The organism is Mycobacterium sp. OAS707, assembly GCF_014873705.1.
In the GTDB taxonomy this organism is placed as follows: Bacteria; Actinomycetota; Actinomycetes; order Mycobacteriales; family Mycobacteriaceae; genus Mycobacterium.
Map to the genome: position 1 here is coordinate 914,264 of NZ_JADBDS010000002.1, position 12,936 is coordinate 927,199.

The following is a 12,936-nucleotide window of genomic DNA, read 5'->3' on the forward strand; positions in this document are numbered from 1 at the left end:
AGCCGATGACGGCTCGGTAGCGCTTCAGGATCATCGTGGCTTGATCCCTTGTTGACCGCTGACCGATCACGCACGATGACTGCATGAGTTATCGCGTGGGTGAGGACACTTCGCGCCGAGTGATCGACGTGGCCACAGGGATCCTCGTCGCACTGCGCGGCTGCTCCGATCAGGAAGCCTTCGAGGAACTGGTGCGCGTGGTGCATCAGACGGGCATCGGCATCGGGCGGCTGGCCGCTGGTTTGGTGGCGCTGGCGAGCGGCTCGACCACTGCGGAGCATGCCGAGGCGTTCGCGGTGTGGGGTGAGCTGGTGCGGCGTCCGCTGGGCGCGACTTCCTGACGGCGTCAGAAGTATCCGCTCCTCGGCAGCCGGGGCAGCGGCGTCGGTGACATCGAAGGCCACACCGCCGTTCACCTTCACCACGCCGTCGGGATTCGCGGCCCCGCACTAGTCACAGCAGCAATCCTCCGACGACGATGACGGCGACGCCAAGAGCAACCAGGAGCCACGGCCAGCCGGCGGTCAATCGCACATCGGCCAGCATCGGTCCGTCGGGGCCTGAGAGGTATGCATCTTCGACCACGAGCAGAGGCTAGGCGTCAAGCATGGCCGATTCACCGGCCACGACGACCGAATCCCGCTGCCCGGATTGTGCACGTGGACCCAAGTGCTTAGTCAATTCCCTTGTGGCATCGTCTTTTCAGCGAGTAGGCACAGGGCGCGAAACACCACCCTTACACCTTCGAATCAGAGTGGTTGTAACGCTGACGGCAGCGACGCTGTCCTGGCGGTGTTGCCATGTACGAGACACGCACATCAGGGCTTCGTTAGGTTGAGCACGTGGGCGACGACAACGCGTCTGAAGCCGAGCCTGACTACCGATTCACGCTGGCCAACGAGCGCACGTTTCTGGCGTGGCAACGCACCGCGCTCGGACTGCTGGCGGCGGCCGTCGCCGTCGTGCAGTTGATCCCCGAACTGTCGATTCCCGGCGCACGTCATGTGCTCGGAGTCATTTTGGCGTTGCTCGCGATCCTCACCGCGGGCATGGGAATTCTTCGGTGGCGACAAGCCGATCACGCCATGCGCCGAGGCCTGCCGTTGCCCCGCCATCCCACGCCCATGTATCTCGGCATCGGACTCGTCCTGGTCGGGTTGCTCACCGCGGGCCTCATCGTCGTCAAGGCAGTTTCCGGTTGACGAGCAACAGCCAAACCCAGCCCGAGCGAACCACATTGGCATGGACGCGGACCTCGCTGGCGGTGCTCGCCAACGGCGCGATCCTGTTGATCCGCGACACGCACGGCAAGCCCAGCGCACCACAACTTGCAGCGGCGGGTGTCGCTGCCCTGCTTGCGATTTCGACCTATCTCATCGGCCACAGGCGCCAACGGATGCTGGCCCAGCGCCCACTGCCGAACCGCATTTCACCGCGGCGCGAGGTCTATCTCACCGGCAGTGCGATCATCGCACTGATTGTGATCAGCGCTCTGGCGCTTACGGTTTGAGCTACTTCTTGGCCGCGTTGGCGACCATCTGGTTGGCGATCGTCGCCGCCTCGTCCTTGACGTCATAGCTGCAGGCCCATGCCTCGACGGTGACATTCGAGACCACCGACAGACCGTGCTGACATGCCCAGCCGCCCGCGTCCTCCTGCGCCGTCAGCTGAGTGATCAAGTTGTCTTCGGACGCGACGTTGTCGATCTGCCACAAGTAGGTGGCGTTGGCATCATCGACCGACACCGAATAGCCCGAGCATTTGTCCCACGATGCCTTCGAGTCATCGAAGAACTTCTGCGCCTTCTCGGCCGACGGATACAACACCGCGGTCTGCTCGACCCAGTGCTCGTTGTCCTCACCGGGCTCGCGCACCACTTGGTCGCGCACCGCCGTCCAGCCGCTGCCTGCGTAGACGGGCTCCTCCGCGCCATAGATGGAACCGAGGCAGTCGGGATCGGAGACCTCGCCGGAGTGATCGGTCATGTCCTCCAACTCGCTGGTGACCTTCATCTGCGTGGAGCCCATGATGCCGTTGAGTTCGCCTATCGACAGCAGCACGTCGTCGAGCTTGGCCTCGGTCAGCGACGGCACGTCGATCGGCGCCGCGTTTTGCGCGCGCACCGCATTGCCGGACACCGTGCTCACGCAACCCGAGAGCAGGACGGACACCGCGATGACGGCCCCGACAGTGCATGCGCGGGCGGCCGTGCGGACAAAGATCACCGCGCTATTGTGACCGACCGGCCCCGAAAGTGTCGGGTAGCCGTCAATTTTTGCTGGTTGCGCAGGCGCGGGCGCTCACGAAACGCCGATCTTCTGCAGCATCAGATTCGCGACGCCAACGGCACCGGCCGCGTTGCCACCGTTGACCGCGGGCGGGTTCGTAACCTCCACATCCACAACGCAATCCGATGTGACGCCGAGGGCGCGCTGGATCGTCGAACCGTTGTCGTGCAGGACGATCGCGGACACCATCTTGTTGTCGACGACGACGTCGGTGATCCGGCTCAACCCATCGGCTCCGTGCTCCGGTTGATGCAACACCAGCGTCTGGCCGTTGCAGCGGTGCCACTTGTCGGCCGCCGCCGCGAAGAACGCCTGAGCATCGTCGGGAGTGGCGAACTGCACGGCGCCGAAAAAGCCCGAGTATGACGGGCCGCTCTGATCCCCGCCGATCCACGACTGACTCGCCACGGTGCGCACCGGATTCGCCTGATACACGATCTTTTCCAGCCGGAAGCCCGCGCTGACGCAGTCCAGCGGCGTGGCCTCTGATTCGCGCACACCTGCCAACAGCATCTCCGGCCCGCCCTTGACGGGGCGGCCCATGAAGCCCGCAGTACCCAGGATGGTGGCCAGTTCGTTGGTCGTCGGCAGGGCCTGATCCAACGCCCGCGACACTGTGGGCTTGGCGGCCTCGGTGATGTGGACGGTGGGCGCACTCTGCACCGCGGCCGAGGAGCAGCCCGCCAGCACCGCGCATGCGCTCAACGCGACGATCGTCGACCGGGTTGAGCGCATCATCGTCTGAAGACTCCTACTTCTTGGCCTTGTCGGCCGGGGCGTCGGTGGACAGCGCGGCGACGAACGCCTCCTGCGGCACCTCAACCCGGCCTATGGTCTTCATTCGCTTCTTGCCTTCTTTTTGTTTCTCCAGCAGCTTGCGCTTACGCGTGATGTCACCGCCGTAGCACTTCGATAGCACGTCTTTGCGGATCGCGCGGATGTTTTCGCGAGCAATGATCTTGGAACCGATCGCGGCCTGCACCGGAACCTCGAACTGCTGACGCGGAATCAGTTCCTTGAGTTTGGTCGTCATCTTGTTGCCGTAGGCGTACGCCGAGTCCTTGTGCACGATCGCGGAAAACGCGTCAACTGCCTCGCCCTGCAACAGAATGTCGACCTTCACCAGCTCGGCTTCCTGCTCGCCTGCCTCCTCGTAGTCGAGGCTGGCGTAGCCGCGGGTGCGCGACTTCAGCGCATCGAAGAAGTCAAAGATGATCTCCCCCAACGGCATTGTGTAACGCAACTCGACGCGCTCGGTTGACAGATAGTCCATGCCGCCGAGTTCGCCGCGCCGCGATTGGCACAGTTCCATGATCGTGCCGATGAATTCGCTTGGGGCGATGATGGTTGTCTTCACGACGGGTTCGTACACCGTGCGGATCTTCCCGTCGGGCCAGTCAGACGGGTTGGTGACGACGAGCTCGTCGCCATCTTCCTTCACGACGCGGTACACCACGTTGGGCGACGTGGAAATCAGGTCGAGATTGAACTCACGCTCGAGCCGCTCGCGGGTGATCTCCATGTGCAGCAGGCCGAGGAAGCCGCTGCGGAAACCGAAGCCGAGTGCGACCGAGGTTTCCGGCTCGTATGTCAGCGCGGCGTCGTTGAGCTGCAGCTTGTCCAGCGCGTCGCGCAGATCGGGATAGTCGGAGCCGTCGACGGGATACAGCCCGGAATAGACCATCGGCCGGGGTTCGCGATAGCCGGTCAGCGGCTCGGTCGCGCCGTGGCGCGCCGCCGTCACGGTGTCGCCGACCTTCGACTGACGCACGTCCTTCACGCCGGTGATCAGGTAGCCGACCTCGCCGACGCCGAGGCCGGCGGACGGCTTCGGTTCGGGCGAGACGATGCCGACTTCCAGCAGTTCGTGGGTGGCGCCGGTGGACATCATCTTGATGCGCTCGCGCGGGACGATCTTGCCGTCGACGACGCGGACGTACGTCACCACGCCGCGATACGTGTCGTAGACGGAGTCGAAGATCATGGCCCGCGCCGGGGCATCGGGGTCACCGACCGGCGGTGGGACCTCGCGGACGACGTGGTCGAGCAGTTCGGAGACGCCCGCGCCCGTCTTTCCGGACACCCGCAGCACATCGGTGGGTTCGCAGCCGATGATGTGGGCGATTTCGGCGGCGTAGCGCTCGGGATCGGCCGCGGGCAGGTCGATCTTGTTGAGCACCGGGATGATGTGCAGGTCGCGGTCCAGCGCCAGATAGAGGTTGGCCAGCGTCTGCGCCTCGATGCCCTGGGCGGCGTCCACCAGCAGCACCGCGCCTTCGCACGCCTCCAGCGCGCGCGACACCTCATAGGTGAAGTCGACGTGGCCAGGAGTGTCGATCAGATGCAGCACATAATCGGTGTCATCCAGTTGCCATGGCAGCCGGACGTTTTGGGCCTTGATCGTGATGCCGCGTTCACGCTCGATGTCCATCCGGTCCAGGTACTGCGCACGCATGTCCCGATCGGCAACCACACCGGTCAGCTGCAGCATTCGATCAGCCAGCGTCGACTTGCCGTGGTCGATGTGGGCGATGATGCAGAAGTTCCGAATCTGCGCCGGCGCCGTGAAGGTTTGGTCGGCGAAACTGCTGATGGGAATCTCCTGGTGAGCGCGTTGGTGTGCGGTACCAGGGTATCTAGGCGAGGCCGTCTCGACACAATCGCGGCCGCTGCGACTCCCCTATGCTCGGGTTTATGGCCCCGCCATGGAAACCACTGCAGACGTTTCAACGCTTTGCGGAGAACCTGGTGTTCAACGAGGCGCCCAAGTTCATCCGTCAACAGCTGCAGACCGGCATCCAGACCAGCATCAGAATCGGGCTCGACGCGCTGTCCGGCATGCCCACCGACGAGGCCCCGGCCATCACCGCGGGCCGCCCGGTCACCGACAACAGCGTTCCGACCGCACAGCGGGCGCGCAAGCTGGTGTACGCCCCTGACCTGGACGGCCGCGCCGATCCCGGCGAGATCGTGTGGACCTGGGTGGTCTACGAGGACGATCCGACCCGCGGCAAGGACCGGCCGGTGCTGGTGGTCGGCCGGGACCGCTCGACGCTGCTTGGCCTGATGCTGTCCAGCCAGGAACATCACCGCAACGACCGTGACTGGGTCGGCATCGGCAGCGGTAGCTGGGACTACGAGGGCCGGCCCAGCTGGGTGCGGCTGGACCGCGTGCTCGACGTGCCCGAAGAGGGCATTCGGCGCGAGGGCGCAATCCTGGAGCGCGAGGTGTTCGAAATCGTGGCCGCCCGGCTACGCGCCGAATACTCCTGGAGCTAGCCGCCATTTCGGCGAGTGACCGTGTTTGCACGCAACACGCCGCACTTTCTTGGCATTTTGGGGTCGCTCGCGGTAGTTACCGCGGGTTGCGCCACATCGGCCACATCGGCGGCCCGCCGTCGGGCAGCTTGATCTCGCCCATGATTTCGAAGCCGAACCGCAGGTAATACGCCTCGTTCTTCGGATTGCTGTTCTCCAGGTATGCCGGAGAGCCTTCGGCGTCGCACCGGTCGAGCCGCGACCGCATCAACGCGTGGCCGAAACCCGCTCCCCGCACGGACGGGTCGCTGCCGATGAGCATGAGATACCAGTGGGGCTCTTCGGGATGGTGCTTTTCCATCAGCTCCATCACCCGCATGCTCGCGGGAACTCGGGAGCGAAATGCCCACAGCATCGTGGGCGTCGTGATGAGCTGTTCGACCAGGCCAGGCTTGCGTTGGCCCGGCGGATCCCACAGCGTGGCGGCACCGACGGTGCCGTCGCGCACCCCGACCTCCGAGCCGGCGCGCGGCAGAAAGTGGTGGCGGGCCAGCGGCGCGAATGCCCTGGTCAGGGCGGTCAGCCGGGAGCTGTCGTCGGGCAGCATCCAGCTGGTCACCGGATCGTCGTAAAACGCCTTGGCCAAGACGCGGGCAGCGCCGCGCACATCGCTCCGCCCCAGGGGGCGGACGTCAATCGACACTCAGCGACCTTGAGTGATGTAGGCCTGGAGATGCTGCTGCTCGGCCTCGAGTTCTTCCAGTCGGTTCTTCACGACGTCGCCGATGCTGACGATGCCTGCCAGGCGCCCGTCGACCACGACAGGCACGTGCCGCACCCGATTCTCGGTCATCAGTGCACTGAGGCTGTTGACCGAATCCTCCGGTGTGCACGTCACCACCACCGTCGTCATGATCTCCGACACCGGGCGGTGGAGTATCTCGGTGCCCAATTCGTGCAGCTTGCGCACGACGTCGCGCTCCGAAACGATGCCGACCAGCCCGTCCTGCGACACCACCACCATGGCGCCGATGTTGTGCACGGTGAGCTCCGTGAGCAGACCGGCGACCGACGTCTCGGGCGTGATGGTGGCCACCGCCGCACCCTTGTTCCGCAATACATCTGCGATCCGCATGGTCGCCTCCTGCTCGTGACTTACTTCACAGGCTAGAGCCGACGCACGCGGCGTGAAAGGCATTTGGTGGTTGCAACACTGTCACGTCCGCGACCTGCCTGTTCGGTTGACATCTGCAGTCAATCGATGCCGAACAGGCGCGCGATCGGAATACAGTCTCGGCAAGATTCGTTAGGAGCCACCATGACGAGTGCCAACACAGTGCCCACGGTCGAATTGGGCGACGAATTAACTGTCAGTGCAATCGGTTTCGGCGCCATGGCGCTGACCCCCGTATATGGCGAGGTCGACGACACCGAGTCGCTTGCCACGCTGCATCGCACGGTGGACCTCGGCGTGACGTTCATCGATACCGCCAATATCTACGGCAATGGCAACAACGAGAAGCTGATCGCCAAGCTGCTCGCCGATCGCCGCGACGAGGTCACGCTGGCCACCAAGTTCGGCATCCAGGGCAACCCGGCGGACCGGGCCGCAGGGAAGATCGGCGTCCGCGGCGACGCCGCCTATGTCGCGCAGTGCATCGACGAGAGCTTGCAGCGGCTACAGACCGACGTGGTCGACCTCTATTACATGCACCGCCGCGACGTGACCGTGCCGATCGAGGAAACCGTCGGTGCCATGGCCGAATTGGTAGCCGCAGGCAAGGTCCGCCATCTGGGCCTGTCCGAGGTGACGGCAGACGAACTGCGGGCGGCGGTTGCCGTGCATCCGATCGCCGCCGTGCAGAGCGAATGGTCGATCTGGAGCCGTGACGTCGAACGGAAGGTGGTGCCCGCGGCCGCCGAACTCGGCGTCGGCTTCGTGCCGTATTCGCCGTTGGGACGCGGGTTTTTGACCGGAACGGTTCGGTCAGCCGCCGACCTGTCGTCGCCGAATGACTTTCGCAAGACCATGCCTCGGTTCAGCGAGGGCGCATTGGACGCCAACCTCGCCGTGGTCGAAGTGGTCAGGTCCGTCGCCGAGCAACAGGGGGCGACGCCGGCCCAGGTGGCGCTGGCGTGGCTGCGCTACCGCGCCGACGCGCTTGGTGTGGCCTCGGTGCCGATTCCCGGCACCCGACGCGCGGAACGCGTCGCGGAGAACCTGGCCTCGCTGTCGGTGTCACTGACGCCTGAACAGCTCGACACGCTGGACGCTGCGGGCGCGTCGGTCTCGGGCAGTCGGTTCGCGGACATGACGTTCGTCTCGGCAGGACGCGAGTAGTCACTCCGGCTGTGGACGTGTGACGCGTAGCGCGATCGACGCGTCGTCGAACTGCGCGGCCTGCGCGCTGATCCTGCTGATCTCGCTGGGCCGCTTCAGCAGTCCGCGGACGGCGATGATGGCGACCTGCTCGCCGACCCGGATCGCCTCCTCGACCCGGTCGCCTTGATCCGTGTGCAGGCGTGTGCGCTTCTGGGCGCCCTCATCGAAGTTCAGCAGTAGGCCCGCGGTTTCCTCGCGATCGCATTCGATGAACTTGCCCTCGGTGATCGCGGCGCCGATCAGGTCGACGACCCAGTTCTTCAGCCGCTCGTAATCCGCCCAGAACTGGTGGAATTCGGCCCGCTGGTCGTGGGCGATCCTTTGGATTTCGTTGAAGTCGATCGGCGACAGCGCGAGCTGCATGGTGTCGAACCGCAGCAGCCGGTAGAGCTTGACCGCGGGCGAACCGGAGCCTGCGCCGACCTCGGCGATGAACTTCAGCGGCGCCCGGTTGACCAGCAGGGTCTCGCCGAGCAGCTGTTCCTTGTTGCGAAACCAGTAGTACAGCGACGACTGCTGCAGGCCCGCCGCACGCGCGATGTCGCTCATCGTCGTTTGGGCGTAGCCCTTTTCGGAGAACAGCTTGGTCGCCGCGTTGACGATGTCGGCACGCGGCTTGACGGCCCGTGCGGCATCGACGCGGTTGGTGGCGTTGTTGCGCGGTCGTCCGATGGCGTGGAGTTTAGCCAAGCGGCGGCTGCTCACTGTGCGCACGCGCGACGGTGTCACGCGCGGCGGCGACCACGTCGCGCCACAACTCGAGGCCCATCGCCTTCGTCGCCCGCGACGGATATCCGGTCACGCCGTTGGTCGACACATGCTGGACTGCATATTTGAAGACGGCGCCTTCGGTCCGGTCGGGATCGTCGGCATCGCCGATCCTGTCCGTGTCGACCAGCTCGGGCCGCAGCACCAGCATGAGCGATGTCTCCGCGGCGTTCGCATGCCAGTCGAGCGCATCCTCCGTCGCGCGCTGCGCAATGTCGGGTGTCAGATCCCACCACTGCATGACACCGATGCGCAGCTCGGGAAACTCCCGCCGGAAGCGATCGCATGCGATCCAGAGCGCGGCGGCATTACCGACATGACCGTTGACGAACAACAGCCTTCGGAAGCCGTTGTCGACGCAGGCTTCCGCGACAAGGTATGCCGTCGCGGCCGTCTCCTCGCCCGAGAACGCGACCGTGCCCGCCAGCCGGGTGCCGTGAAAGAAGCTGGCGCCGAAGGCAAGCGGCGGCAGCACGACCGCCGTCTCCCCTGCCGCCGCATCGGCCAGCGCCGTCGCGATGATGGTGTCAGTGCCCACCGGCAAGTGGGGCCCGTGTTGTTCGGTGGCACCGACGGGTATCAGCCCCACGCAGTCGGGGTCGGCAGCCAAGCGGGCGGCCAACTGCACCGAGGTGAGTTCCTCCCACAGGTGGCTCATGGTCACCAGAACCTCAGGTAACGCTCGGTCTCCCATGCCGACACGTGCGCGGTGTATCCGTCCCATTCGGCGCGCTTCTCGGCGACGAACGAGTCGAACATGGCGTCGCCGAAAACCCTGCGAACCAGTGGGTCGGCCTCGAGCGCGTCAATCGCCTCACCCAGTGACCTTGGTAGCCAACCGATTCCGCGCGCGAGGAGGTCGGGTTCGGTCAGCCGGTAGAGATTGTCCCGGTTCGGCTCTCCGGGGTCGAGGCCCTCGCGGATGCCTTCCAGGCCTGCGGCCAACATCAGCGCACCGCCGAGGTAAGGGTTGTTGGCGCTGTCGGCGGCGCGGCACTCGACACGTCCACCGCCCCTCGGGATACGCAGCATGTTCGTGCGGTTGTTGTCGCCGTAGCAGGCGAACACCGGCGCCCACGTCAGGCCGGACATGCTGCCCTGCTTGACGAGCCGCTTGTAGCTGTTGACCGTCGGCGCAATGACAGCGCAGATCGCATCCGCATGGCGCAAGACGCCTGCGATGAACTGATAGCCCAACTTCGACAGCCCGCATCCCCGCGGATCATCCTCGGCAGCAAAGAGATTCGTGCCCGAGGTGTCGGCAAGCGACATGTTGTAGTGTGCGCCACTGCCGGTACGGTCTGCGAACGGCTTGGGCATCCACGATGCGAACAGACCGTGCTTGCGGGCGATCTCGCCGACCATCATCCTGAAGAACACCAGCCGGTCGGACATCGACACCACGTCGGTGTAGGTGAAGTCGGTTTCGAACTGCCCGTTGCCGTCCTCGTGGTCGAATGAGTAGACGTCCCAGCCGAGTTCGTTCATCGCGGACACGATCTCGTCGACCACCGGATAGTTGTGCAGCATGGTACGCAGGTCGTAGCAGGGCTTGTCGAGGTTGTCGTCGGGGCTCGCAGGCGATGGTTTGTCGTTGTCGGTGAGCAGAAAGAACTCGGTTTCGATGCCGAGATTGAAGGTGTATCCGAGCGTCGCGGCGTCGGCGGTCACGCGCTTGAGGATCTGTCTGCTGCACGCCTCGAACGGACTGTCGCCAATCCACAGATCGCCTGGAAACCAGGCTATTTCGCGGTTGAACGGCATGATGATCGGCGCGTCGAGGTCAGGATGCGGGGCAACCTCGTCGTCGTTGACGTCCTGTGGCACACCGTCCAGCGCAGCCCCGGTGAACATCTCGGAGCCCAGCGCCGCCTGGGTCAGATGGCCGAGCGGCACCATCTTGCTCTTGGGCTTGCCGTGCATGTCGACGAAGCTGATTGCGGCGTACTTCACGCCCTGGGCCGCGAGCGCATCTGCCACCTCCCGTGCGGTGGACGCGATGCCGGTCTGGCCGTTGAGGGTTGTCGTCATTGTCATCCTGTCGATGCGAGGGTGGTTGGATTGGTCAGTCCGAGTTCGCGGCCGAGGTAGCGGTAGAACTCCCACAGCGGGCGTTCGAGGTGTGAGAGCCGTCCCTTGCTGGTTACGCCCGAGCGGACCGCGCGCTGCACGGCGGCGCAGACGTCGAGATCCTCGCGATGGACGTCGCAGATCAGCTTGACCAGCTCGTTGCGGCGTTCCTCGACATTGGGTGCGGCCAGCGAGGCGGGCGACATGCAGATGTCGAGTTGGAGTTCGATCTTGCCCGCGCCCAGCGGAAGCGTCTTGAGCCAGTACATGTATGCCGGGCCCATCGCGATCTGCAGCAGGGGGTAGGCGATGAAGATCAGCGACCGGTCTTTGTGCTCTGCGGTCAGCGTGTCGGCACCCGGCGACAGGAACGGCGGATCCGCCGGATACTCGGGCCGCTGCTGGGACCACATCGTGGTGAAGTAGTCGCCGACCTCTCCGGTGAAGCTCATCGCGGCGGGAAATCGGTCCTCCAGCGACCCGCGGTGCGGGCCCATGTGGTGGTAACACTCCATGAAGTTGTCCACCATGATCTTCCAGTCCCAGTCGCACACCCCCCAGGCGGTCTGCTCGACGGTCTGGTAGTTCTCCAGGTCGTAGGCGTCGACGATCGGATCGAGCGCGGCGTACTGGCTCGCCAACGACTCGGCCTGCCCGTCGAAGTTCACCATCACGAAGCCCTTCCACACCTCGTGGCGAAACTTCTTGAGCGGGTAGTCATTCCGGTCGAAACCGGGCGACTTCTTCATCTCCGGCGCACCCGCGAGATGCCCGTCCAGACCGAAGGACCACAGGTGGTACGGACACTGCAGCACGTTGGCTTCGCCCGCGCCGCTGCACACCTCCATCCACCGGTGCGTGCAATTGCGTGACAGCACGCGAATCTCGGAGTGACGGTCGCGGGTCACCACAAGTGGGGTGCCCAGGATGTCGATGCTGTAGTAGCTGCCGGCAGCGGCCACCTGCTCGACACGGCACAGCGGAATCCAGCCGCGCTTGAAGATGCGGTCGACCTCGGCTGCGTAGAGGTCGTCGCTGTTGTAGGCCTCAGGCGGCAACGTGACCGCCTTCTCGGGTGACTCCACGGCGCACGTGGCGGTGAGGCGGGAGTAGTCGAATGTCATGGCCCGACGCTATGGGCGCTCTGTTGCGGGCGGGTTTCCCGGTCGTAAATGACCTATTGAAACTTTTGCGCTGGTCGACTCGCGGATTTCGTGGCTGTTCCAGCCTGCCCTCAATACCCTATTGAAACCAAGGTTTCACTTTCTGACGCGTCCGAAAACGGTAGGAATAAGGGCATGATCGAGGTGACACTGCTGGGCACTGGTAGTCCGATTCCTGACGCCAGGCGCGCTGGTCCGTCCACCCTCGTGCGGGCCGGCGGGCAGACGTTTCTTGTCGACTGCGGACGCGGTGTGCAGCAGCGAATGACGGCCGTCGGCGTCGGCGCGAACGGACTCACTGCGCTGCTGCTCACTCATCTCCACAGCGACCACATCGCCGATCTCGGCGATCTCATCATCACCCGTTGGGTGACCACATTCACCCCCGAACCCAATCCGCTGCGAATCATCGGCCCGCCAGGCACCCAGGCCGTCGTCGACGCCACATTGAAGGCGTTCGGCCCCGACATCGGTTATCGCATCGCGCATCACGCCGATCTGACCAGTCCTCCTCCAGTCGAGGTTGAGGAACATGTCGAGGGACTGGTTTGGCATCACGATGGTGTGCGGATCACCGTGGCGCCCACCGATCATCGGCCCGTCGAGCCGACCATCGGTTTTCGCATCACCTACGAGAGCGCGTCGGTGGTGCTGGCAGGAGATACGGTGCCCTGTGCCACCCTCGACGAATTGGCGGCTGGCGCTGGGGCATTGGTCCATACGGTGATTCGCAAGGATTTGGTCGAGTCGATGCCGATGCAACGCATCCGCGACATCTGCGACTATCACTCGTCCGTACAGGAGGCAGCAGCCACCGCAGCGCGGGCGGGCGTCGGGATCCTCATCCTCACGCACTACGTGCCCGCGATAGCGCCGGGTCAGGAAGACGAGTGGCGCGCGTTGGCAGCCTCGGAGTTCGATCAGCAGATCGAGCTCGGCGATGACTTGCATCGCGTGGAGGTTCACCCGGGGGTGTGCGCCAAACCGGCCAGCTGATCGGCGGCGT

The 12,936-nt window shown here is 64.7% G+C and carries 15 protein-coding genes and 1 pseudogene; 6 read left to right on the forward strand and 10 right to left on the reverse strand.

Annotation, left to right across the window (positions count from 1 at the left end; genetic code table 11):
- The first annotated feature begins 83 nt into the window (after window positions 1–83).
- Window positions 84–341, forward strand: a complete 258-nt coding sequence (locus tag GGC64_RS15195) for an ANTAR domain-containing protein (RefSeq protein ID WP_192723319.1) — start codon at window positions 84–86, stop codon at window positions 339–341.
- 112 nt (window positions 342–453) lie between these two features.
- Here GGC64_RS15195 and GGC64_RS35045 read toward each other — a convergent pair whose 3' ends face one another.
- Complete coding sequence (locus GGC64_RS35045; RefSeq protein WP_255528883.1) at window positions 454–585, reverse strand: hypothetical protein; 132 nt, start codon at window positions 583–585, stop codon at window positions 454–456.
- 257 nt (window positions 586–842) lie between these two features.
- Here GGC64_RS35045 and GGC64_RS15200 point away from each other — a divergent pair, with 257 nt between their 5' ends.
- Together GGC64_RS15200 and GGC64_RS15205 are read left to right on the forward strand one after the other, a co-directional pair.
- Window positions 843–1,202, forward strand: a complete 360-nt coding sequence (locus GGC64_RS15200) for a DUF202 domain-containing protein (RefSeq protein ID WP_192723320.1) — start codon at window positions 843–845, stop codon at window positions 1,200–1,202.
- Window positions 1,199–1,510, forward strand: a complete 312-nt coding sequence (locus GGC64_RS15205; protein WP_192723321.1) for a DUF202 domain-containing protein — start codon at window positions 1,199–1,201, stop codon at window positions 1,508–1,510. Before GGC64_RS15200 ends, GGC64_RS15205 begins: the two co-directional genes overlap by 4 nt.
- Before the next feature lies 1 nt (window position 1,511).
- On the opposite strand, the gene GGC64_RS15210 is transcribed toward GGC64_RS15205, so the two are convergent.
- The 3 genes and pseudogenes from GGC64_RS15210 to lepA form a co-directional block, all read right to left on the reverse strand.
- A complete protein-coding gene (locus GGC64_RS15210; RefSeq protein WP_192723322.1) occupies window positions 1,512–2,225 on the reverse strand; it encodes a sensor domain-containing protein in 714 nt (237 codons plus the stop codon).
- 75 nt (window positions 2,226–2,300) lie between these two features.
- Window positions 2,301–3,026 carry a sensor domain-containing protein gene (locus GGC64_RS15215; RefSeq protein WP_225951749.1) on the reverse strand — a complete coding sequence of 242 codons (726 nt, stop codon included), beginning with the start codon at window positions 3,024–3,026 and terminating at the stop codon, window positions 2,301–2,303.
- Between the two features lie 13 nt (window positions 3,027–3,039).
- Window positions 3,040–4,949, reverse strand: a pseudogene (lepA, locus tag GGC64_RS15220) (translation elongation factor 4).
- Between the two features lie 33 nt (window positions 4,950–4,982).
- Between lepA and GGC64_RS15225 the strand changes: the two are divergent.
- Window positions 4,983–5,567, forward strand: coding sequence for a type II toxin-antitoxin system PemK/MazF family toxin (locus GGC64_RS15225; protein WP_225951750.1), 585 nt, complete (start codon window positions 4,983–4,985; stop codon window positions 5,565–5,567).
- Between the two features lie 76 nt (window positions 5,568–5,643).
- Here the strand turns inward: GGC64_RS15225 and GGC64_RS15230 are convergent, their stop codons facing one another.
- Both GGC64_RS15230 and GGC64_RS15235 read right to left on the reverse strand, forming a co-directional pair.
- Window positions 5,644–6,249, reverse strand: a complete 606-nt coding sequence (locus GGC64_RS15230; RefSeq protein ID WP_192723324.1) for a GNAT family N-acetyltransferase — start codon at window positions 6,247–6,249, stop codon at window positions 5,644–5,646.
- The gene (locus GGC64_RS15235) at window positions 6,250–6,681 is read right to left on the reverse strand and encodes a CBS domain-containing protein (RefSeq protein ID WP_192723325.1); all 432 of its coding nucleotides are present in this window, start codon (window positions 6,679–6,681) and stop codon (window positions 6,250–6,252) included.
- 183 nt (window positions 6,682–6,864) lie between these two features.
- Between GGC64_RS15235 and GGC64_RS15240 the strand changes: the two genes are divergently transcribed.
- On the forward strand, window positions 6,865–7,887 hold the full coding sequence (locus GGC64_RS15240; protein ID WP_192723326.1) for an aldo/keto reductase: 1,023 nt from the start codon (window positions 6,865–6,867) through the stop codon (window positions 7,885–7,887).
- Here the strand turns inward: GGC64_RS15240 and GGC64_RS15245 are convergent, their stop codons facing one another.
- The 4 genes from GGC64_RS15245 to GGC64_RS15260 are packed head-to-tail and all read right to left on the reverse strand — an operon-like array spanning window position 7,888 to window position 11,891.
- Window positions 7,888–8,619 (reverse strand): TetR/AcrR family transcriptional regulator, encoded by a 732-nt coding sequence (locus tag GGC64_RS15245; RefSeq protein WP_225951751.1) that lies wholly within the window; start codon window positions 8,617–8,619, stop codon window positions 7,888–7,890.
- A complete protein-coding gene (locus GGC64_RS15250) occupies window positions 8,612–9,355 on the reverse strand; it encodes a creatininase family protein (RefSeq protein ID WP_192723328.1) in 744 nt (247 codons plus the stop codon). The genes GGC64_RS15245 and GGC64_RS15250 overlap by 8 nt, the downstream gene beginning before the upstream one ends.
- Before the next feature lie 2 nt (window positions 9,356–9,357).
- Complete coding sequence (gene glnT, locus GGC64_RS15255) at window positions 9,358–10,728, reverse strand: type III glutamate--ammonia ligase (RefSeq protein WP_192723898.1); 1,371 nt, start codon at window positions 10,726–10,728, stop codon at window positions 9,358–9,360.
- A 2-nt stretch (window positions 10,729–10,730) separates the two neighbouring features.
- Window positions 10,731–11,891, reverse strand: coding sequence for an aromatic ring-hydroxylating dioxygenase subunit alpha (locus GGC64_RS15260; RefSeq protein ID WP_192723329.1), 1,161 nt, complete (start codon window positions 11,889–11,891; stop codon window positions 10,731–10,733).
- Window positions 11,892–12,065: 174 nt separating this feature from the next.
- Here GGC64_RS15260 and GGC64_RS15265 point away from each other — a divergent pair, with 174 nt between their 5' ends.
- Window positions 12,066–12,926, forward strand: coding sequence for a ribonuclease Z (locus GGC64_RS15265; protein ID WP_192723330.1), 861 nt, complete (start codon window positions 12,066–12,068; stop codon window positions 12,924–12,926).
- Window positions 12,927–12,936 lie beyond the last annotated feature (10 nt).